We start from the raw sequence: 19,802 nt of genomic DNA, 5'->3' as shown, positions 1-19,802 counted from the left end.
CCATTCCTCTGTTTCTCCGCATGAACAGGTCGTACAGAATCTTCCTTTACAACGATACGGAACGAGCCGTAGGTCATGACATCCTTCACATACCATCAGCTTAAAACCGTTTCTGGGATCCCCGCATCGACGGAACTTCTCTACTTCTTTCCGCACATTGGCACGCAGCTTGCCACCATGTTTTGCCACAAACCGATCCCAGTGCCCTCGCTCATCAAAGAAGATTCGTTTCAAGATGTTCGTCTCCATATCCTAACCTTACCAAAAACAGAAATCAGGCGGAAGACCTGCTCCCACCCCAAAATTTATAAATTCTATAATGTCAAAAAAACCCGCCGGACGCCCGGCAGGCTTAAACCGATAAACAGGCCTATTGGAGATTCACGCTTCCAACGCGAAGAGCAAGCGGCTGTGATGCTTCAGCCGTTCGTCGATGTCCGCGATCTGTTCGGGATGCGCCGTCTGATTCCGCAGATCGAGCAGCTCGTTCACCGCCCGCCGCAAAATCCCGATCTCTTCCTCCACCGAACGCCGCTTGAATTGCGCTTCCAGCTCCCCAAGCGTGTCCCGGTGCTCGAATACGGTACGTAATTGATCTCCTTTGCTCTCGACGATTCGGATAACCTTGCCTTCCAAATAGTGGTACACCATCGTAAAACCTTGATAAATGCGATTGACGACGGCGTCCCCTTTGAAAGTGGCCACCAGCGTGCGCAGCGCGTTGGTCAAGTTGAGCTGCACGACCCGGCAGGACAAGTCGCAAACGTACCCTTCGCGGCTGCGTTCGAAACGGAGACGGACCGCTTCTCCGGCTTCGTCTTGAAGGACGACCTCGTGATTACCGTTATCCAACACGAACACTTGCAGACGCAACTGCTGAGCTTCGCATAGAGAAATAAGAATCGGCATCTCGGCTTCCGTCACTTTAAAATTGGCGCTGACATACTCCGTGGCTATTCGCTTAGCCATAGAAATCTCCTCAATTCCATTTTGTTGCGAAGGTGACTGTTTCTTGTTTCCTCTTCATTATACGATAATTCCAAAGGGGTTTCCTGCCGGCCAACCGCGATATTCCCGGATATAAGCGAAAAAAACGATGCCTGCCGGAATCTTCGCGAGCTTTTACTCGTTATCCTCGCTTTCCTGCGGGTCATTCTGCGGTTCCGAGGGGGAGATTGCGGGCAAATCGGCCGCTTGCTCGATAATGCTCCATAATTCGTCCCTTCCCATGCCCGTCTCGGACGAGAAGAGGACAAGCGGCTGATCCTTGGGCATGCCGAGCGTCTCGCGCACCTGCTTGGCGTGCTTAGGCAGCTGGCTTTTGCCCAATTTGTCCGCCTTCGTGGCGACGACGCAAAGCGGAATGCCGTAGTGGGACAGCCACTCGTACATCGATACGTCGAGGGCGGACGGCGGATGGCGCAAGTCGACGAGCAGAATGACGAGGCGCAGCGGCTCGCGATGGCGCAAATAATGCTCGATCATGCGGCCCCACGCCTCGCGCTCCGTGCGGGATACTTTCGCGTAGCCGTAGCCCGGAACGTCGACGAAAAACAACTCGTTGTTGATGCGGTAATAGTTGAGCTGCTGCGTTTTGCCCGGCTGGGAGCTCGTGCGCGCCAGATTCTTGCGCAGCAGCATCCGGTTGATCAGCGACGATTTGCCGACGTTCGAGCGGCCCGCAAGCGCCACCTCGGGCAATCCTTCGTCCGGGTATTGCTTGGGGCCGACGGCGCTGATGACAAATTCGCTGGATTTGATCTTCATAAGCGGTCGATTCTCCTGTCAATGGGTGCCGAGCGGCGGAACGTCCTCCGGCTCTCCGGCTTCGGACGTCGGGATGTTCTCGGCGGCGAACGCCGGCTCGTCGTCTTCGTCCGACGGCCGCTGCGGCAGCGGATCGGACAGCGCATGCCGGAGCACCTCGTCCATGCTGGCGACCGGAACGAACATCATATCCGCCTTGATGCTGTCCGGGATTTCGCGCAGATCGCGCTCGTTGTCCTTCGGCATGAGCACCTTCTTGATGCCGGCCCGGTGGGCGGCGAGCGATTTCTCCTTCAGGCCGCCGATCGGAAGCACGCGGCCGCGGAGCGTAATCTCTCCCGTCATCGCCACCTCGCGGTTGACGCGGAGGCCGGTGAGCGCCGAGACGAGGGCGGTGGCCATCGTAATGCCCGCCGACGGTCCGTCCTTCGGGATGGCCCCTTCGGGAATATGAATATGAATGTCGTTTTTCTCATGGAACGCGGGATCGATGCCCCATTCCTTCGCCCGGCTGCGGATATAGCTGAACGCGGCCTGGGCGGATTCCTTCATGACGTCTCCGAGCTTCCCGGTCAGCGTCAGCTTGCCGCTGCCCGGCATGACGGTCACTTCGATGACGAGCGTGTCGCCGCCGACTTCGGTCCAGGCGAGGCCGGTCACGGCGCCGACCTGATCCTCCAGCTCGGCCATACCGTAGCGGAACTTGGCCGGCCCGAGGAACTCCTTCAGCAGGTCGCCGTCCACGACGACCGGTGCCGAAGAAGGATCGGCGACGATCCGCTTCGCCGTTTTGCGGCAGATGGCCGCCAGTTGCTGCTCCAGATTGCGCACGCCCGATTCCCGGGTATAGTCGCGGATCAGCTGCATGAGCGTGCCGTCGTCGATCGAGAGCTGCTCTTCGGAGAGGCCGTGGTCGCGCTTCTGCTTCGGCAGCAGATGTTTGCGGGCGATCTCCAGCTTCTCGAGCTCGGTGTAGCCCGGAATGTAGAGCACTTCCATCCGGTCGAGCAGCGGTCTCGGAATTTGATGAACGGCGTTGGCCGTCGTAATAAACATGACCTTGGACAGGTCGAACGGCATCTCGATGTAGTGGTCGCTGAACGTGGCGTTCTGCTCCGGATCGAGCACCTCGAGCATCGCCGAGGCGGGATCGCCGCGGAAATCCATCGCCATCTTGTCGATCTCGTCGAGCAGGAACACCGGGTTCATCGTCCCCGCCGTGCGCATGCCCTGGATGATGCGGCCCGGCATGGCGCCGACGTAAGTCCGGCGGTGCCCGCGAATTTCCGCTTCGTCGCGCACCCCGCCCAGCGAGATGCGGACGAATTCGCGGCCGAGCGACTTGGCGACCGAGCGGCCAAGCGACGTCTTGCCGACCCCTGGGGGGCCGACAAGGCAGAGAATCGGGCCTTTCAGCTTCTTGACAAGCTGTTGGACGGCCAAATATTCAAGCACGCGCTCCTTCGGCTTGTCGAGGCCGGCGTGCTCCGCGTCCAGAAGCTCTTGCGCTTTGGCGATGTCCAGGTGGTCTTCGGTTTCCTTGTTCCAGGGCAAAGCGAGAATCCATTCCACATAAGTGCGGATGACGGCTCCCTCCGCGGAAGAAGCGGGCATCTTCTCGAGCCGGTCGATCTCCTTCTCCACCTTGGCGGCGATCTTCTCCGGCAACTTCGCTTCCGCCAGCTGGTTGCGAAGCTCTTCAGCCTCGCCGGCGCGGCCTTCCTTCTCGCCGAGCTCCTTCTGAATCGCCTTCATCTGCTCGCGAAGGTAGTACTCCTTCTGCGTCTTCTCCATCTGCTTCTTGACGCGCTGGCTGATCTTGCGCTCCAGCTCCAGCACTTCGCGCTCATTGTTCAGGAAGTCGAGCAGCTTCTCCAGCCGTTCGCGCACGTCGACGGTCTCGAGAATCTCCTGCTTATCCTTGATTTTGAGCGACAGATGGCTCGTGATGACGTCGGCGAGACGGCCCGGCTGCTCGATGTCGGCTACGGCGGCAAGCGTCTCCGGCGTCACTTTCTTGGACAGATTGATGTAATGCTCGAATTGGCCGAGCACCGCTCGCATGAGCGCGTCCAGCTCGGAATCCCCGCTTATCAGCTCGGGCAGCTCGCGGGCGACCACTTCGTAGTAGTTGTCGTTAGGCAAATATTGTTCGATCTCCGCACGGACGACGCCTTCGACGAGCACGCGGATCGTTCCGTTGGGGAGCTTGAGCATTTGGCGGACTTTGGCAATCGTGCCGACGCGATAGATGTCTTCCTGGGTCGGCTCCTCGATGTTCACTTCCGATTGCGAGCACAGCAGGATCATGTGGTCGTCGACCATGCACTGCTCCAGCGCTTTGATCGACTTCTCCCGGCCTACGTCCAGGTGAAGAACCATGCTGGGGTATACCAGAAGCCCTCTCAAGGGAAGAAGGGGCAGAGAACGGCTTTTCGATTTGTTCGAACCCATGATCCGGCACCTCCATGGATGTCATGTGAATCGTCAAACAAGTACTCCAGTCATTGTATCAAATGTTACCACGCGCCGCAAAACGGACACAAAAGTAGCGCCGCCCGAAGGACGGCGCCGACATTGCGATCGATAGATCCCCGGCCGCGGCGTTCAGCCCGACACCGGGGCCCCGGGATTCGGAGAAGCGTGGTTTCCGGTCGGAAAATGCGGCTGCTTCTGCGGCTCCAGCCCGATGCTTCCGGCGTGGAGAACCGATACGGGCGCGGCGGCGAAGGCTTCGGCGGGAAGCGGGCGTTCTGCGTTCTCCACCTCGAGGGGCGCAAGCTGTTCGCCGAAAATTCTTGCGAACACCTCCTCGATGTTCTCGGCCGGGACGACCGTCACGCCTTCCAAGCCTTCGAAGATCGCCTGCCAGTTCTCCTTCGGAATGATCACCGTCTCCGCTCCCGCCTGGAACGCGGCTTCGACCTTCGCCACAACGCCCCCGACCGGCTTGATCTTGCCGTGGATGCTGATCTCCCCGGTCATCGCGAGCTTGTTGTCGACCGGGCGGCCCGTCATGGCCGAAGCGATCGCGACGGCCATCGCGACGCCGGCGGACGGTCCGTCGACGGGCGTTCCGCCGGGGAAGTTAATGTGCAGGTCGAAGTTCTCCGGATGGAGGCCGCAGCGGCGGAGCACCGTCAGGACGTTGTCCACCGAGCCTTTGGCCATGCTCTTGCGGCGCAGCGTACGTTGGCCGCCGCCGAGCTCTTCCTCCTCCACCACGCCGGTAATCGTGAACGAGCCTTTGCCGGCGGAAGCGGGAATCGCGGTAACCTCGATTTCCAGCAAGGCTCCCATGCTCGGCCCGTAGACGGCCAGGCCGTTGACGAGGCCGACTTGCGGCTCCGCCGGCACTTTGCGATCCGGGCGCGGCGGCAGCTGGCTGCTGTTCGCGACCCATTCGACGTCGGCGGCTGTCAGCCCTTGGCGGTTCTCGGACAGCGCCAGCCCGGCCGCCAGCTGGATCATGTTCACCGCTTCCCGGCCGTTCGTCGCGTAGTGCTTGACGACCTCCACCGCATCGGGCTGCGGCGGGAAGCCGATCTTGGAGATCGCATTCTCCGCGATCTGGCCGATCTCTTCGGGAAGAAGCGGCCGGAAGTAAACTTCCATGCACCGGCTCCGCAGCGCCGGCGGCAGCTCGCTCGGCGAGCGGGTCGTCGCTCCGACGAGGCGGAAGTCTGCCGGCAAGCCGTTCTGGAAAATATCGTGAATGTACAGCGGAATATTCGCGTCTTCGGCGTGATAATACGCGCTTTCCAAGAACACCTTGCGGTCTTCGAGCACTTTCAGCAGCTTGTTCAGTTGAATCGGGTGAAGCTCGCCGATCTCGTCGATAAAGAGAATGCCTCCGTGCGCCTTCGTTACCGCTCCGGGCTTCGGCTGGGGAATGCCCGCGACGCCCATCGCCCCCGCGCCCTGGTAGATCGGGTCGTGCACCGAGCCGATCAACGGGTCGGCGATGCCCCGCTCGTCGAACCGGGCCGTCGTGGCGTCGATCTCGGTAAATTTGGCGTCCAGCCGGAACGGCGAAGACGGATTGCGCTTCGCCTCCTCCAGAATGACGCGTGCGGCCGCCGTCTTCCCTACGCCGGGAGGGCCGTAGACGATAACGTGCTGCGGATTGCTGCTGCAGAGAGCCGCTTTCAGCGCGCGCAGCCCTTCCTTCTGGCCGACGATATCGTTCATCGAGACGGGCCGCGTCTTCTCGGCGAGCGGCTTCGTCAGCGAGATGGACCGCAGCTTACGGAGCTTATCCATCTCCTTGCGCGATTCCCGATCGACGGCGGTACGGTTATTTTTCTGATTGCGCAGAAGATTCCAGAAATATACGCCGATAACCACGGCAAAAAAAACTTGCACCAACATAAGCAAAGTGCTGAGCGTCATACGATCCATCCTTTCCGTACCGTCCCGTGTTGGCCGACCTCTGGAACGGCGCAAAAAAACCGGTACCCGGGCTCATACTTGGTAGTATTGCCCGAATACCGGCCAATATAGTCATCCGAATCTACAATTGCCGTCAAACCCGAAGCCAACCGGAGCCAATGGCGGCGGCCAAAAACAGCACTTGCATCAACGTGCGGGGAAGCAGCGGCGTGACCACTCGAATCCCCCTTATCCTATATTTGTCTTGGCGATCATCAGATAAAGCACAACCACCGGCAGCAAGGTGGCCACCGTTCCGAACACGGCCCATTGCCTGGAGGCTTTGCGGTAGGCTTCGGTTCTATTCCCGACCGAAGCAGCATTCCGAGCAGATCGTCTTTCCCTTTCACATAGTGGAAGATCGCGCCCTTGGACAAACCGGATCGTTCCATAATGTCGCTGAAGGTCGTCTTCATGCATCCCTTCTCCCGAATAAGCTGCCTGGCCGTGTCCAGCAAAAGCTGCAGCGTCTGCTCCCGTTTCAATTCGCGTCTCATGATTCCTCCTTGCCGGCGCTGCAGATGTATTCTCATAAAGACAGACCGATGGTCGGTTTGTAAACTGGGGCATATCTCTTTTTTTTCAGCCCCATCCCATTATCCCTTTCATTCAGTTGCGCCGCGTCTCTGAACGGAGGGGATAATGGGATGGCCCCCCTGAAAGCGGCTATTATCCCTGGAAGGTCATGAAAAAAACAAAAAAAGAACACCCGAAGGTGTTCCAAGTTTGGTTCGTATGGCCGGTCAGGCTTGAGGCATCGGAGTGTCTGTCGGAGCCGCATAGCCTTCCTTGTAAGTGTCGTCCACGAATTTGCGAATTTCCAGAACGGAATGGCCCTGCCGCTTCATGCTCGCCGCCTGGAGCGCGATCTGCTGGCAAACGCCGCAGCCGGTGCCGTGATCGTCCCAGATGACCGTGCCGTCTTCCCGCACGCCGGCGATGAAGCAATCCAGATTGCTCTTGTGCCCTGCCGTCTGCCCGCAACCGCAATAGCACGGGATGTAGATCAGCGTGTCTTGGAGCTTGGCCGCGGCTGCATAGGCAAGCCGAACCGTCTCCGGCAAGCCGTCCAGGAAGCCGGGCATGTCCGCAAGGGAAGCCGTCTCTTCCTGTCTATCGCCATTAGGCATAATATGTGCGGCGCTCGCATCGTCCTTGCTGTTATCCTTACCGCAAGCCGCAAGCAACACGAACAAGGCCAGGCCCGTCAGCAGCCAAAACATCCGGTTCTTCATCATCGGCTTCTCCCCAGACTTAATGCTTCCGGCCCGGAATGACGCCCGTCTCGTTGTAAACGGCGACGATGTTGTCGATCTCCTTCTTCAGCTCGCTGACGAGCTCCTTCTCGGGCACTTTGCGGATCATCTCGCCGTAGCGGAACAGCATCCCTTCGCCGCGGGCGCCCGCGATGCCGATGTCGGCCTCCCGCGCTTCGCCGGGACCGTTGACCGCGCAGCCAAGCACCGACACTTTGATCGGCACTTTCACTTTGGACAAATACTCTTCCACTTCGTTCGCAACCGCGAACAGGTCGATGTCAAGCCGCCCGCACGTCGGGCAGGAGATCAACGTCGGGGCGTCCGATATGAGGCCAAACGTCTTGAGCAGTTCGCGGGCGACCTTGATCTCCTCGACCGGATCGGCGCTGAGCGAGATCCGCATCGTGTTGCCGATGCCGGCGTTCAACAGAACGCCGAGTCCCGCCGCGCTTTTCACCGTGCCGGAGAACAGCGTCCCCGCCTCGGTAATGCCCAGATGCAAAGGATATTTAATGACTTCGGCCGCCTTCGTGTAAGCGGCGATGGCCATGGGCACGTTGGAAGCTTTCAGGGATACGATAATGTCGTGAAAATCGAGCTCTTCCAAAATGCCGATATGATAAAGCGCGCTCTCGACCATCGCTTCGGGCGTCGGATAGCCGTATTTTTCGAGCAGGTGGTTCTCCAGCGACCCGGCGTTGACGCCGATCCGGATCGGAATGCCTTTCTCCTTGCACGCCTTGACGACCGCTTCGACTTTCTCGCGGCGGCCGATGTTGCCGGGGTTGATGCGGACTTTGTCAATGCCGTTCTCGATGGCGAGCAGCGCCAACCGGTAATCGAAATGAATGTCGGCTACGAGCGGAATGGAAATTTCGCGTTTGATCGCTTTGATCGCCTCGGCCGCTTCCTTGTTGTTGACGGTCACGCGTACGAGCTGGCATCCGGCTTCTTCCAGCCGCTTGATCTCGGCTACCGTTGCCGCGACGTCCGCCGTCTTGGTCGTGCACATGCTTTGAAGTATGACCTGATTGTTCCCGCCGATCGTCAGGTTCCCCACCCGAACGGGAACGGTCTCAGTGCGCAAGTACATTTCTCCCAATCTCCCCGTATATGCCAAATCCCACCCTGCCGCCGCATAAGCCAGGCAACAGGGTGGAACCGGCAGACTTCGAAAGCCGTTCGCCGGCCCGCGGAATCGATCCGCCCGCCGCTTACGCGCTTTCTTCTTTTTTCTTGCCTTTCTTCGTGGTCAGCTCCGGAGACACTTTCTCCTTGACGACCTTCTCGGTGATGACGCAGCTGGTCACGTCGTCGCGCGAAGGCACTTCGTACATGACGTCCAGCATAATGCCTTCGATAATGGCGCGAAGGCCGCGGGCGCCCGTATTGCGCTTGATCGCCTCGCGGGCGATCTCTTCCAGAGCGCCGGTGTCGAACTCCAGCTTGACGTTGTCCATCTCGAGCAGCTTCTGGTATTGCTTGACGAGAGCGTTCTTGGGCTCCGCCAGAATTCGTACCAATGCCGGTTCGTCAAGCGGCTCGAGCGCGGAGATGACCGGCAGACGGCCGACGAACTCCGGAATGAGGCCGAATTTGAGCAGGTCTTCCGGCTGCACCAGGGACAGGTACTCGCCCGGCTTCAGCTCCTTCTGGCCTTCCAGAGCCGCGTTGAAGCCGATGACCTTCTTGCCGATCCGGCGCTTGATAATTTGCTCCAGGCCGTCGAACGCGCCGCCGCAAATGAACAGGATGTTCGTCGTGTCGATCTGGATGAACTCCTGATGCGGATGCTTGCGGCCGCCTTGCGGCGGAACGGATGCAACCGTGCCCTCCAAAATTTTGAGCAGCGCTTGCTGAACGCCTTCCCCGGACACGTCGCGGGTAATGGAAGGGTTCTCCGATTTGCGGGCGACTTTGTCGATCTCGTCGATGTAGATGATGCCGCGTTCGGCCTTCTCCACATCGTAATCCGCCGCTTGAATCAGCTTCAGCAAAATATTTTCCACGTCTTCGCCCACGTACCCCGCTTCCGTCAACGAGGTGGCGTCGGCGATCGCAAACGGAACATTCAGAATCTTCGCCATCGTCTGGGCAAGCAGCGTTTTGCCGGAACCGGTCGGACCGACCAGCAGAATGTTGCTCTTCTGAAGCTCCACGTCCTCGATCTTGCTCTGCGAATTGATGCGCTTGTAATGGTTGTATACGGCGACGGACAGCGACTTCTTCGCTTGTTCCTGGCCGATGACGTATTGGTCGAGAATGTTGCGGATATCCTTAGGCTTCGGAATATCCTTCAGATCAAGCTCTTCTTCGTGGCCCAGCTCCTCCTCCACGATCTCGGTGCAGAGCTCGATGCACTCGTCGCATATATAGACGCCGGGACCGGCGACCAATTTACGGACCTGATCTTGCGACTTGCCGCAGAAAGAACACTTCAGTTGACCTTTCTCGTCGTTAAATTTGAACCCCATGGGATCACTCCTTAACCGTTAATGGGAGAAGCGATGACCTTGTCGACCAGACCGTAGGCGCAAGCTTCCTCCGCGGTCATGAAATTGTCGCGGTCCGTGTCGCGCTCGATCTTCTCATAGGATTGACCGGTGCGCTCCACGTAAATACGGTTAAGCTTCTCCTTCGTCTTGAGAATCCAGTCGGCGTGAATCTTGATGTCGGCCGCTTGCCCCCTGACGCCTCCGAGAGGCTGGTGAATCATGATTTCGCTGTTCGGCAAAGCGAAGCGCTTGCCCTTCGCGCCCGCGGTAAGCAGCAACGAACCCATGCTTGCCGCCATGCCGACGCAAATCGTGCTGACGTCCGGCTTGATGAATTGCATCGTATCATAAATTCCCATTCCGGCCGTGACGGAACCGCCGGGGGAGTTGATGTACAGGCTGATGTCTTTCTCCGGATCATCCGCAGCCAAGAAAAGCAGTTGGGCGATGATGGAATTGGCCACATCGTCATCAATGGCGCTGCCTAGAAAAATAATGCGGTCTTTCAACAACCGGGAGTAAATATCGTACGAGCGTTCTCCCCGGTTCGTCTGTTCGACGACGATCGGTACCAAGTTCATGTGACCAACCTCTTTTCTTTATTGGACTTTTGAAGTTTCGGTAATATTCTAACACGTTCAATCCGCAATGTCATGTTGGCGGTCACCCGGTACTCCTCAATTGGGCTTCCGGCCTTATGTAGAGTGAAAAAGAAGGCACGCGGCTTGCACGTGCCTTAACCCTATGTTGGACTTTCAGCCTTGAAATTAAGCGGCTTGCTTGCTGTTGTCTTCAAGGAACTTGACGGCCTTGCGGACTTCCAAGTCGGACTTGAGCGTGCTCAGGTAACCGTTGGAAGCGAACAGGTTGCGGAGCTCGTCCGCCGAGCGGTTGTAAACTTTGGACAGGTTGTTCAGTTCTTCTTCGATGTCTTGTTCGGTTACTTCCAGGTTCTCCGCTTTGGCGATCGCTTCAAGCACCAGGTTGTTGCGAACGCGCTTGGAAGCGTCCGGTCTCAGCTGCGCGCGAAGCGCCGCTTCATCTTGACCGCTGAACTGATAGTACACGTCGAGGGTCAAGCCTTGCATGCGGATGCGGTTCTCGAATTCCTTCAGCATGTTGTCGACTTCGGTGTCGATCATCACTTCCGGAATGTCGACTTCGGCATTGGCCGCGGCCAGATCGACAAGCGCGGCCTCGCGGGCCGATTGGGCTTCTTTAGCTTTACGCTCTTTCAGCTTGCTCGCCAAATCCTGTTTGTATTCATCCAGCGTATCGAACTCGCTGATGTCCTTCGCGAACTCGTCGTCCAGCGCCGGCAGGTTCTTGCGCTTGATCTCGTGCAGCTTCACTTTGAATACAACCGGCTTGCCGGCCAGATTCTCCACGTGATAATCTTCCGGGAAGGTAACGTTGATGTCCTTCTCTTCGGCAATGTTCAAGCCGACGACTTGTTCTTCGAAGCCGGGGATGAACGATCCGGAGCCGAGCTCCAGCGAATAGCGCTCGCCCTTGCCGCCTTCGAACGGAACGCCGTTCTCGAAGCCTTCGAAGTCGATAACCGTAACGTCGCCCATTTGCGCCGGACCTTCGTCCACGACGACGAGCTCCGCATGGCGCTGTTGGAGGCGCTCCAGCTCTTGGTTGATTTCTTCTTCCGTCACTTCAGTATCGGCAAGCGGAACGTCCAGGCCCTTGTATTCGCCCAGCTTCACTTCCGGTTTAACGGTCACTTTCGCTTTGAACTTGAACGGCTGGCCTTTCCCGAATTGCTCGACGTCCACTTCCGGACGGTCGACCGGGACGATGCCGGTTTGGTCGACGGCTTCGCTGTACGCGCTCGGCAGCAAAATGTCGATGGCGTCTTGGTAGAGGCTCTCTACGCCGAAACGAGCTTCGAAAATCTTGCGCGGCACTTTGCCTTTGCGGAAGCCCGGAACGTTCACCCGGTTGACGATTTTGCGGAACGCTTTATCGAGCGCTTCCGCGACCTTCTGCTCCTCGATCTCGACCTCGAGCAGGCCGACGTTTTGCTCTATTTTTTCCCAGTTCGCTTTCATGTCAGCTATTCCCCTCCGAAACCGCTTGCCGACTTGATCGGCAGCTTAACATAAACCATTCTATTATAATCAACCTTCGCTATCATTTCAAGGGTTGTCCCCTCTGACGCATCACGCGTCAGGCTGCAGATCCCCCGCGTACAACCGGAGCCATCGGAGCGCTTGCTCGTAGCGGAACCGCAAATCCCCGGTAATGCCATACTGTTCGCGGACCGGTTCGTCGCTCGCCGGACCGTGCAGCTTCTCCACCAGAAATTGATGCAGCGCCGCGGCCCACAAATCCGCAGCTCCATCGTCGTCCTCCGTGATCCAGTCGTAGACCGGACTGCCATAAGCCACCTGGACGCATTCCTTCCACATCTCCTCGGCGAAATAGGACAGCGTCGGATCCGACACCTCCGCGGCCTGCTTCACCCTGGCCAGCACGTTCGATACGGCCGGCGGGAAGTCCTCGAACTTCATCGGCGTCGTCTCGGCCTCTACGGACAGCGTCGCGCCGCCCCGCCGGAAAAACACGGGACCGGTCGCGCCCAATTTGTTCAAGAGCTGAAACGCGCGAAACTGCACGGCCGGATGACATTCCCGTTCCGCCAGCCAAGCGCGGATACCCGGCTCGATGTCGGGATGCTCCAAATAATAAAGCTGCCCCAGCGCCAGCAATTGATCCTCGGGTTCCTCCTTCTCCCTCAGGGAAGCCAGAAGCCTGGGAATATAGTCCGCGTCCTTCCCGGAACGGTCGTACAGCCGCCGCTGCAGCGCTTCCTCGGCGTCCTCCTCATCCTCGTTCCACGGCTCGCCGGCGTCGGCTCCGTTCCCGGCATCCGGGAATGCGGCTTCCAGCCAGCCGAGCAGAGCCAGCCATTCGGTATGGTGCCGTTCGGCCTCCCCGCCGCATTGGAGCAGGAACGAGAGCAGCGATTTGGCTTCGCCGTAACGTTCCGTCTCCAGCATTCTCGTCAATTGAATCTGATAGTAGTCCAACGTCTTGGGAAACAAGACCAAGTTATCTTTGTTGGAATCATTCACGCGGTGAACCCCTTCCTGTTGGCGCGGCGGCCCTCGGTGGCCGATTCACCCGCATTATACCATGAACCCCGCGGAAAAAGGAAAAGCCCGGAAGAGGCTTCTCCGAACACACCCGGATCATCCCGGCGAAACGCCTGCCGTTCGGGGTTGATTTCCAAACGGCGTCTGTGCTATATTTCTTATTGTTATCCTACTTGCGGGTGTAGTTCAATGGTAGAACGCCAGCTTCCCAAGCTTGAGGCGTGGGTTCGATTCCCATCACCCGCTCCATCCTACGATTACGTTAAGCCTTTGCTTGCGCAAAGGTTTTTTTGTTTGTTGTCCGGTCAGGAGACGCGCCGAACGACAGGGATCGCGGCCAAGATGCGCCTCGTCGCCAGCGTCCGCAAAGCGCGCCTGCGCCAATCCAGCACCCGGGCTTTGCCGTTCCTCACCGAATAGACCGTGACGACCGTCTTCGTCGTCCGTCCCTTGCTGTCCCGGTAAACGATCTGGACGGGCCAACGTCCGATCGCACGCTCGATAACCACCCTTATCACTCTCCGACAAGAACATTTGTTCGTTCCCATTATAATCCGTTCGCGTCAAACGATCAAGTGATCCGTTTTCCAACTGTGTCAACGCCCAGTCCTTGGGCATAGGTTGAACCGTCAAAGTTTGGGGGTTATCACGATGACGTTCGGCCCGCTTGGACCCGCATCGTCCGGAAGAGTAAGACGTTCGCAAAAGGAGCCTCCCGCCGCCGGAAGGCTCCTTCTGCTTATCGCTTCAATCGATTTTCTTTGAAGGGGCGCGAAAATTTCCAAATTTGCACTTGAGTCTTTCCGCTCGAATATGATAATATAATCAAGCTGTGTCCCAGTAGCTCAGCTGGATAGAGCATACGCCTTCTAAGCGTACGGTCGGGGGTTCGAATCCCTCCTGGGACGCCATTTGATTCATTTTGAACGCGATTGACGATGACGCGAATATCCCGAAAGCCCGGCAGCATTATGGGTTTTCGGGATTTTTTGTTTGTTGGCGGAGCAGGAGGATCTTGCGGCGGATACGGTGGATCCGGAGCTATTGCTTTTGTACTTGTGCTCTTCATTTTGCTGGTCATTATCCTCGCTGCAGGAACACCACGTCCGACACTCGAGGCCGAGTGTCGGTTTCTTTATGGGCGGCGCGAATACGCGAAAGGTCGCTTCGAAGAAATTCGGCAACCCCTTGCATAGGAGGAAACCGAAGGAAGCATAATAGGTCCAGAAACGGTGGAGGTGATCAAAAACATGGCAAACGACCGCAGCTCCAATCAACTCGTCGTTCAGCAAGCGAAAGCCGCTCTGGACCAGCTAAAATTTGAAGTCGCCCAAGAGCTGGGCATTCAAATTCCGCAAGACGGTTACTACGGCAATATGGTGACTCGCGATACCGGACGCATCGGGGGGAACATCACCCGTCGCCTGGTTCTGATCGCCGAGCAGCAACTGGCGGGCCAAAGCAACTGGAGATAACCAAGCGAGAGCAGCGAGGGCCACCCCTCCTGCTCTTTTGCTTTATTCAAGGGGAGAAATCATGATATGGGGGGAGGCATTCCCTTCTCTTCGTCGAAGAAAGAGAAATCACTTTTTTCTAGAAGAGGGGGGACTCCCATGATCTAGTTGCTTTACGGGCTGCTGTCGGGCCGTCATGGCCGCACTGGTGGCGATCTTCGGCAAGATCGGGCTGAAAGACATCGACGCCAATTCGGCGACGGCTTTCCGCTCCGTCATTATGGCTTTATTTCTTCTTATCGTCGTGGCCGTCCAAGGGAAATTCAGCCAGTTGGGCGAAATTTTGTCGCACCGCAAGGCGCTGACGTTCATCGTTCTGAGCGGAAAGGCAGGGGCGCTGTCGTGGCTGTTTTATTTCCTCGCCCTGAAGTACGGGAAAGTATCGCAAGTCGGACCGATCGACAAGCTTAGCGTCGTGATCGCCGCGCTGAAATAACGGTCAAGCAGGCCGAGGCTCGTTCATAAACTTGAAAGAGAGGGTCATATACACGCAGATTGACCTGGCACGAAGCGATGCCGGGATCAGCCTTCGCCTCCGTCGGGTGGATCGTCTCCTCTCTGCTTTTCTCGTTCTACGTCAACAACTTCGGCCAAGTATCGGCGGCGAAGGGAGACTAGCCTCACGGCAAAAAAGCCCCGGGCGAAGCCGTTCGGCTCCTTCCCGGGGCTGGCCGCCGCCTAACGGTTGTGCGGCGTGGCGGGCGCGTTTTGCGCGGGATGCGGTTCGCTCTGGCTCGTCTTGATCGTCTGCTCGGCGAACTCCTCGCCGCGCTTCGCATAGGAATTGCCTTTGTTCTTCTTGAATTTATCGCCCATGGGCCGAAGCCTCCTTCAAATGGATGTCCAATTGGCGCTGCAGATCCCCATACTCGAGCAGCCGGCGGCCGAACTGCACGCGATCCTCCGCTCCGCCATGGCTCGGGCCCGCGAACATTTGCGCCGTGACGTCCTCGTATGCCGCGTGCAGGCTGTTATCGAACCAATCCGTCTCCGCGTCCGCGCCGTTCGCGATGACGCGGACGAGCTGGTAGTGTCCGTTGCCCTCTCTGCGGAAGTAGGCGAGCAAACGTGGCGCGCGGGCAGCGTCCGTCTCCACTTCGATTTCGGCGTAGCGCTGGCTGCCCCGCTCCAGCACCTGGCGGAACGACGCACGGCGTATCGTCAACATGAATGCGGCCTGCCTCCTGTCAGTCGAGAAAATGGTGATCTTCGATATGGCGTTTCGTCTCTTCCGTCCCCAGTTCGTACAGCAGGCTGTAAATGCCCTTCAAGTGGCCGGCGTACGCCTCGTTGGTCTGCTCGTCTCCTGCCGTCAGCCAGCCGGTGAAGTGAAACGCAGACGCCTCTTCGGCGCTCGCCAGCTCCTCGAACTTCTCCTGAAGCTTGTTCAGCTCCTCCTCGTTGGCGCGAATGGCGAACTCGAAAGGCGCCGCCTCCTTGTCCTCCAGAATTTGTCCCGCGCCTACGGCGACGTAATACGTTTTGCGCTCGTCCCCGATGACCCTTCCCTCCTTTTCCACGACTGCGAATCCCGGTCCGTTCTTTCCGTATTTTCTCCCGCCCGCCCGCTTTTATGTCACTTCCCGAAAGACCGCTCCCGAATTTCGCCCGGACTTTGAGTCAAAACGGCCGCCGGCGGAATATGGTGAATCCGGGGCAATTGTCTCGGTACGATTTGGTTGGAAGCAGACAAGATGACCATTCGGGGCAGCATCCGCGGCAAATTCGTAAGGAGGAAACGGCAATGTGCGGAATTACAGGTTGGGTGGATTGGCGAAACGATCTGACGACACAGGCCGACATCGTGGAGAAAATGACGGAGACGATGTCGCTTCGCGGACCGGACGCGGCGGGAACGTGGCTGTCCAGGCATTGTGCGCTCGGGCACCGGCGGCTCAGCGTCATCGATCCGCAGAACGGGGCGCAGCCGATGGTGCGACCGGCCAAATATGCCGACGATCAACGATGCGTCGTCGTTTATAACGGCGAACTATACAACGCGCTTGAGCTGCGCAAGGAACTCGAGAAGCTCGGCTACGCGTTCCGGACAACTTGCGACACGGAGGTATTGCTGCTCGCGTACGTCGAGTGGGGGCCGGAATGTCTGGGCAAATTCAACGGCATCTTCGCGTTCGCGATCTGGGATACGGAGAAAGAGCGGCTGTTCATGGCGCGGGACCGGCTGGGCGTCAAACCGCTGTTCTACCGGCGGGAGGAAGGGCGTCTGCTGTTCGGTTCCGAGCCCAAGGCGATTCTGGCCCATCCGGACGTGCCGGCGGAGATCGACCGGGAAGGCCTGGCCGAGCTGTTCATCATCGGTCCCGCGCGCACGCCCGGCCACGGCATCTGGCGCGGCATGTCGGAGCTGAAGCCGGGGCACAGCCTGATTTACGACCGCGACGGCATGCGGCAGTCGGCCTATTGGCGGCTCGAGAGCGTTCCGCATGAGGACGACGAGCCGGCGACAGCCGAGCGCGTGCGGGAGCTGCTGACCGACACGGTCGAACGGCAGCTCGTCTCCGACGTGCCGGTCGGCACGCTGCTGTCCGGAGGACTCGACTCCAGCGCGCTTACGACGCTGGCCGTCCGTTATTATGAGAGAACCGGCCAAGGCCGGGTGCAAACGTATTCCGTCGATTACGTGGATAACGACAAGTTTTTTAAAGCTCACGACTTTCAGCCGAACCCGGACGCCCCCTGGATCCGGCGGATGGTCGGCTACCTCGGCACGGATCATCATCCGGTGCAGTTCGATACGCCGGAGCTCGTAGAAGCGCTCGAAGCGGCCGCGCTGGCGAAGGATTCCCCCGGCATGGCCGACATCGACGCTTCCCTGTATTTGTTCTGCCGGGAGATCAAGAAGGGCGCGACCGTCGCCATCTCCGGGGAAGCGGCCGACGAAGTGTTCGGCGGCTACCCGTGGTTCCACCGCCGGGAGGCGCTGGAGGCGAACACATTCCCCTGGTCGCTCGCTCCCGAGCTGCGGGAGAGCGTCATGTCGGCGGAAGTGCGCGAAATCGTCCGGGCGCGCGATTACTTGGGCGACCGCTACGCCCAGGCGCTCGCGGAAGTACCGGAGCTGCCCGGCGAAGACGAGGACGCGCGGCGCATGCGGCGCATGTCTTACTTGAACATTACGCGGTTCATGCCGACGCTGCTCGACCGCAAGGACCGGATGAGCATGGCCGTCGGACTGGAGGTGCGGGTGCCGTTCTGCGATCATCGGCTCGTGCAGTACGTGTTCAACATCCCGTGGAAGCTGAAAATGGCGGGCGACCGCGAGAAAGGCATCCTGCGCAAGGCGCTGGAAGGCGTGCTGCCCCACGAAGTGCTGTACCGCAAAAAAAGCCCCTACCCGAAAACGCACAACCCGGGTTATTTGAACGCGGTTCGCGGCCTTCTGCTGGAGCGGCTGGACGATCCCTCCTGCCCGCTTCTGCCGCTTATCGACGCGGGCAAAGTGCGGGAGATCGCCGCGCAGGCGGACCCCGGCTCGCACCTGCCTTGGTTCGGACAGTTGATGTCCGCTCCACAGCTGTTCGCTTACTTGCTGCAATTCGATTTCTGGCTGCGGCATTACAAGGTGAAGTTCGTCTGAAAGGCCTGGCTAACGAACGTTTCAGAAAAAAGAAGCTTCCCGCCGCACGGATCGCGCGGACTCGGAAGCTTCTTTTTCGTGGCGTCCGTCACAGCTTCGCAAGCAGACGGCGCAGCGCAAGACCGCGATGGCTGATCCGGTTTTTCTCCTCGAGCGAAATCTCGGCCATCGACTTGCCGTATTCCGGGAGGTAGAACAGCGGATCGTAGCCGAACCCGCCGGAGCCGCTCGCGCGGTCCGCGATAAAGCCTTCCACCGTTCCTTCGGCGACCGTTTGGGCGCCGGTGGCCGGTTCGTACAGCACAAGCGAGCATACGAACCGCGCGGAGCTGAGCAGCTTGGCGCCGTCCGGCCCGGCTCCGGCACCCTCCGCCGAGGCGCCGAGCGCCGACAGTTCCCGCAGCAGCTTCGCGTTGTTTGCGGCGTCTCCCGCCCCTTCGCCGGCGTACCGCGCGGAATAAACGCCGGGAGCGCCGCCCAGCGCGTCGACGCACAAGCCGGAATCGTCGGCCAGCGCCGGCAGCCCCGTCGCCTCCGCCGCCGCCTTCGCCTTGATCAGCGCGTTCGCCTCGAACGTATCTCCGGTCTCTTCGATCTCGGGAACGCCTGCGACTTCGTTCAAATCTTTGACGCTGACGCCGAGCGCGGCGAACGCTTCCCGGAATTCCCGCGTCTTGCCCGCGTTGCGGGTCGCGATCAGGAGCGTATCCCCCCGTCCGATCATATCTCTGCGCCTCCGATCCGGGTTCCGGCTACGCCCAGAACGTCCCGCTGCAGCGCGATCAGCCTGCCGATCCCTTCCCCGGCCAGCTCCAGCATCTCGTTCAGCTCGGTCCGGGTAAACGGCGATTCCTCGCCGGTGCCCTGCACCTCTACGAAAGCGCCGGCCCCCGTCATGACGACGTTCATGTCCACCTTCGCCTTGGAATCCTCCTCGTAGTTCAAGTCCAGCAGCGTCTTCCCGTTCAGCACGCCGACGCTCACCGAAGCGAGATAGTCCGTCAGCGGATACTTTGCGAATTTCCCCGCTTCCGACAGCTTATGTACGGCCAGCGCCAAGGCGATGAACGAGCCGGTGATCGATGTCGTCCGCGTTCCCCCGTCCGCCTGCAGCACGTCGCAATCGAGCGTAATCGTCCGCTCGCCCAGCGCTTCCAGGTTCACGACCGAACGAAGCGCCCGCCCGATCAGCCGCTGGATTTCCATCGTCCGGCCGCCCAGCTTGCCCTTGATCGACTCGCGCTGATTGCGCGTCTGGGTCGCGCGCGGCAGCATGGAATATTCCGCCGTTACCCAGCCCTTGCCCTGACCTTTCAAGAACGGGGGCACCTTCTCGTCCACCGTGGCGGTGCACAACACCTTCGTGTCCCCCATCTCGATGAGCACGGACCCTTCCGCGTATTTATTCGGATGAAGCGTTGCGGCAAACGGCCGCAAGTCGCGAAGCTGCCTTCCGTCGGATCTCATGGTATGTCCTCCTGAATTTCGGTTCTCGAGTATATCCCTCCTATTCTACCAGAGAAGCGGGCGAAAAGCACCAAAGGCGGCAAGCAAGTGTCGTTGTTCTGTGATATTGTCAGGGTGTAACTGTTCCGAGAAAATGTCAGTATGGATAAGAAGGAGCAGGTTAC

General features: G+C 59.1%; 21 protein-coding genes, 2 tRNA genes and 1 pseudogene. 6 read left to right on the top strand and 18 right to left on the bottom strand.

The genetic code is table 11. The features are described 5' to 3' along the window. The 12 genes from G485_RS28870 to G485_RS0107580 all read right to left on the bottom strand — a co-directional run. Positions 1-249 (bottom strand): transposase zinc-binding domain-containing protein (locus G485_RS28870; RefSeq protein ID WP_420805735.1); only part of this gene is annotated, 249 nt, incomplete at its 3' end. 132 nt (positions 250-381) lie between these two features. Next, on the bottom strand, positions 382-969 hold the full coding sequence (locus G485_RS0107635; protein ID WP_027092076.1) for a hypothetical protein: 588 nt from the start codon (positions 967-969) through the stop codon (positions 382-384). Positions 970-1,122: 153 nt separating this feature from the next. Further along, the gene (gene yihA, locus G485_RS0107630; protein ID WP_027092075.1) at positions 1,123-1,767 is read right to left on the bottom strand and encodes a ribosome biogenesis GTP-binding protein YihA/YsxC; all 645 of its coding nucleotides are present in this window, start codon (positions 1,765-1,767) and stop codon (positions 1,123-1,125) included. Positions 1,768-1,785: 18 nt separating this feature from the next. Next, positions 1,786-4,221, bottom strand: a complete 2,436-nt coding sequence (gene lon, locus G485_RS25545; protein ID WP_035155211.1) for an endopeptidase La — start codon at positions 4,219-4,221, stop codon at positions 1,786-1,788. A 153-nt stretch (positions 4,222-4,374) separates the two neighbouring features. Further along, positions 4,375-6,159 (bottom strand): ATP-dependent protease LonB, encoded by a 1,785-nt coding sequence (gene lonB, locus G485_RS25540; protein WP_035155208.1) that lies wholly within the window; start codon positions 6,157-6,159, stop codon positions 4,375-4,377. Between the two features lie 254 nt (positions 6,160-6,413). Next, positions 6,414-6,695 carry a TetR/AcrR family transcriptional regulator gene (locus tag G485_RS0107610; protein WP_027092074.1) on the bottom strand — a complete coding sequence of 94 codons (282 nt, stop codon included), beginning with the start codon at positions 6,693-6,695 and terminating at the stop codon, positions 6,414-6,416. A 246-nt stretch (positions 6,696-6,941) separates the two neighbouring features. Beyond that, a complete protein-coding gene (locus G485_RS0107605) occupies positions 6,942-7,433 on the bottom strand; it encodes a PCYCGC motif-containing (lipo)protein (protein WP_027092073.1) in 492 nt (163 codons plus the stop codon). Between the two features lie 19 nt (positions 7,434-7,452). Continuing rightward, on the bottom strand, positions 7,453-8,550 hold the full coding sequence (gene ispG / locus G485_RS0107600; RefSeq protein WP_027092072.1) for a flavodoxin-dependent (E)-4-hydroxy-3-methylbut-2-enyl-diphosphate synthase: 1,098 nt from the start codon (positions 8,548-8,550) through the stop codon (positions 7,453-7,455). A 121-nt stretch (positions 8,551-8,671) separates the two neighbouring features. Further along, positions 8,672-9,931, bottom strand: a complete 1,260-nt coding sequence (clpX, locus tag G485_RS0107595) for an ATP-dependent protease ATP-binding subunit ClpX (protein WP_027092071.1) — start codon at positions 9,929-9,931, stop codon at positions 8,672-8,674. Between the two features lie 11 nt (positions 9,932-9,942). After that, positions 9,943-10,533 (bottom strand): ATP-dependent Clp endopeptidase proteolytic subunit ClpP, encoded by a 591-nt coding sequence (gene clpP, locus G485_RS0107590; protein ID WP_027092070.1) that lies wholly within the window; start codon positions 10,531-10,533, stop codon positions 9,943-9,945. A 186-nt stretch (positions 10,534-10,719) separates the two neighbouring features. Continuing rightward, positions 10,720-12,012, bottom strand: a complete 1,293-nt coding sequence (tig, locus tag G485_RS0107585; RefSeq protein ID WP_027092069.1) for a trigger factor — start codon at positions 12,010-12,012, stop codon at positions 10,720-10,722. Positions 12,013-12,123: 111 nt separating this feature from the next. Beyond that, positions 12,124-13,038, bottom strand: a complete 915-nt coding sequence (locus G485_RS0107580; RefSeq protein WP_027092068.1) for a hypothetical protein — start codon at positions 13,036-13,038, stop codon at positions 12,124-12,126. 196 nt (positions 13,039-13,234) lie between these two features. On the opposite strand from G485_RS0107580, the gene G485_RS0107575 reads away from it, so the two are divergent. Beyond that, positions 13,235-13,308, top strand: a tRNA-Gly gene (locus G485_RS0107575). A 56-nt stretch (positions 13,309-13,364) separates the two neighbouring features. Here the strand turns inward: G485_RS0107575 and G485_RS0107570 are convergent. Continuing rightward, positions 13,365-13,568 (bottom strand): hypothetical protein, encoded by a 204-nt coding sequence (locus G485_RS0107570; RefSeq protein ID WP_027092067.1) that lies wholly within the window; start codon positions 13,566-13,568, stop codon positions 13,365-13,367. Positions 13,569-13,893: 325 nt separating this feature from the next. Here G485_RS0107570 and G485_RS0107565 point away from each other — a divergent pair. The 4 genes and pseudogenes from G485_RS0107565 (at position 13,894) to G485_RS31210 (ending at position 15,191) form a co-directional block, all read left to right on the top strand. Then, a tRNA-Arg gene (locus tag G485_RS0107565) sits at positions 13,894-13,970 on the top strand. Between the two features lie 339 nt (positions 13,971-14,309). After that, positions 14,310-14,534, top strand: coding sequence for an alpha/beta-type small acid-soluble spore protein (locus G485_RS0107560; protein ID WP_027092066.1), 225 nt, complete (start codon positions 14,310-14,312; stop codon positions 14,532-14,534). Positions 14,535-14,709: 175 nt separating this feature from the next. Beyond that, positions 14,710-15,003 (top strand): annotated as a pseudogene (locus G485_RS25535) (EamA family transporter); the annotation flags it as partial. A 65-nt stretch (positions 15,004-15,068) separates the two neighbouring features. After that, positions 15,069-15,191: a YhjD/YihY/BrkB family envelope integrity protein gene (locus tag G485_RS31210; RefSeq protein ID WP_276203343.1), complete on the top strand. Its 123-nt coding sequence runs from the start codon at positions 15,069-15,071 to the stop codon at positions 15,189-15,191. A 60-nt stretch (positions 15,192-15,251) separates the two neighbouring features. Here the strand turns inward: G485_RS31210 and G485_RS29765 are convergent, their stop codons facing one another. Genes G485_RS29765 through G485_RS0107535 form a run of 3 tightly spaced genes read right to left on the bottom strand, consistent with a single transcriptional unit; the run spans position 15,252 to position 16,093 of the window. Then, entirely contained in the window at positions 15,252-15,389 is a 138-nt protein-coding gene (locus G485_RS29765) for a hypothetical protein (RefSeq protein WP_156922191.1), read from the bottom strand. Next, positions 15,379-15,741, bottom strand: a complete 363-nt coding sequence (locus G485_RS25530; RefSeq protein ID WP_051318093.1) for a hypothetical protein — start codon at positions 15,739-15,741, stop codon at positions 15,379-15,381. Before G485_RS25530 ends, G485_RS29765 begins: the two co-directional genes overlap by 11 nt. 19 nt (positions 15,742-15,760) lie before the next feature. After that, on the bottom strand, positions 15,761-16,093 hold the full coding sequence (locus tag G485_RS0107535; protein WP_027092065.1) for a hypothetical protein: 333 nt from the start codon (positions 16,091-16,093) through the stop codon (positions 15,761-15,763). A 224-nt stretch (positions 16,094-16,317) separates the two neighbouring features. On the opposite strand from G485_RS0107535, the gene asnB reads away from it, so the two are divergent. Continuing rightward, complete coding sequence (gene asnB / locus G485_RS0107530) at positions 16,318-18,171, top strand: asparagine synthase (glutamine-hydrolyzing) (RefSeq protein ID WP_027092064.1); 1,854 nt, start codon at positions 16,318-16,320, stop codon at positions 18,169-18,171. 88 nt (positions 18,172-18,259) lie between these two features. Here asnB and G485_RS0107525 read toward each other — a convergent pair whose 3' ends face one another. Further along, positions 18,260-18,895: an XTP/dITP diphosphatase gene (locus tag G485_RS0107525; protein ID WP_027092063.1), complete on the bottom strand. Its 636-nt coding sequence runs from the start codon at positions 18,893-18,895 to the stop codon at positions 18,260-18,262. Beyond that, a complete protein-coding gene (gene rph / locus G485_RS0107520) occupies positions 18,892-19,638 on the bottom strand; it encodes a ribonuclease PH (RefSeq protein WP_027092062.1) in 747 nt (248 codons plus the stop codon). The genes G485_RS0107525 and rph overlap by 4 nt, the downstream gene beginning before the upstream one ends. Between the last annotated feature and the right edge of the window lie 164 nt (positions 19,639-19,802).

It is taken from the genome of Cohnella thermotolerans DSM 17683 (genome assembly GCF_000429825.1).
In the GTDB taxonomy this organism is placed as follows: Bacteria; Bacillota; Bacilli; order Paenibacillales; family Paenibacillaceae; genus Cohnella; species Cohnella thermotolerans.
The sequence above is the reverse complement of the archived record's forward strand: the minus strand, read 5'-3'. Positions and strand labels throughout refer to the sequence as shown.

What these genes read in the sequence shown, in the direction of transcription:
- G485_RS0107635 (WP_027092076.1), bottom strand. Translation starts at nt 969, where the DNA reads ATGGCTAAGCGAATAGCCACGGAGTATGTCAGCGCCAATTTTAAAGTG.
- yihA (WP_027092075.1), bottom strand. Translation starts at nt 1,767, where the DNA reads ATGAAGATCAAATCCAGCGAATTTGTCATCAGCGCCGTCGGCCCCAAG.
- lon (WP_035155211.1), bottom strand. Translation starts at nt 4,221, where the DNA reads ATGGGTTCGAACAAATCGAAAAGCCGTTCTCTGCCCCTTCTTCCCTTG.
- lonB (WP_035155208.1), bottom strand. Translation starts at nt 6,159, where the DNA reads ATGACGCTCAGCACTTTGCTTATGTTGGTGCAAGTTTTTTTTGCCGTG.
- G485_RS0107610 (WP_027092074.1), bottom strand. Translation starts at nt 6,695, where the DNA reads ATGAGACGCGAATTGAAACGGGAGCAGACGCTGCAGCTTTTGCTGGAC.
- G485_RS0107605 (WP_027092073.1), bottom strand. Translation starts at nt 7,433, where the DNA reads ATGAAGAACCGGATGTTTTGGCTGCTGACGGGCCTGGCCTTGTTCGTG.
- ispG (WP_027092072.1), bottom strand. Translation starts at nt 8,550, where the DNA reads ATGTACTTGCGCACTGAGACCGTTCCCGTTCGGGTGGGGAACCTGACG.
- clpX (WP_027092071.1), bottom strand. Translation starts at nt 9,931, where the DNA reads ATGGGGTTCAAATTTAACGACGAGAAAGGTCAACTGAAGTGTTCTTTC.
- clpP (WP_027092070.1), bottom strand. Translation starts at nt 10,533, where the DNA reads ATGAACTTGGTACCGATCGTCGTCGAACAGACGAACCGGGGAGAACGC.
- tig (WP_027092069.1), bottom strand. Translation starts at nt 12,012, where the DNA reads ATGAAAGCGAACTGGGAAAAAATAGAGCAAAACGTCGGCCTGCTCGAG.
- G485_RS0107560 (WP_027092066.1), top strand. Translation starts at nt 14,310, where the DNA reads ATGGCAAACGACCGCAGCTCCAATCAACTCGTCGTTCAGCAAGCGAAA.
- G485_RS29765 (WP_156922191.1), bottom strand. Translation starts at nt 15,389, where the DNA reads ATGGGCGATAAATTCAAGAAGAACAAAGGCAATTCCTATGCGAAGCGC.
- G485_RS25530 (WP_051318093.1), bottom strand. Translation starts at nt 15,741, where the DNA reads ATGTTGACGATACGCCGTGCGTCGTTCCGCCAGGTGCTGGAGCGGGGC.
- asnB (WP_027092064.1), top strand. Translation starts at nt 16,318, where the DNA reads ATGTGCGGAATTACAGGTTGGGTGGATTGGCGAAACGATCTGACGACA.
- G485_RS0107525 (WP_027092063.1), bottom strand. Translation starts at nt 18,895, where the DNA reads ATGATCGGACGGGGGGATACGCTCCTGATCGCGACCCGCAACGCGGGC.
- rph (WP_027092062.1), bottom strand. Translation starts at nt 19,638, where the DNA reads ATGAGATCCGACGGAAGGCAGCTTCGCGACTTGCGGCCGTTTGCCGCA.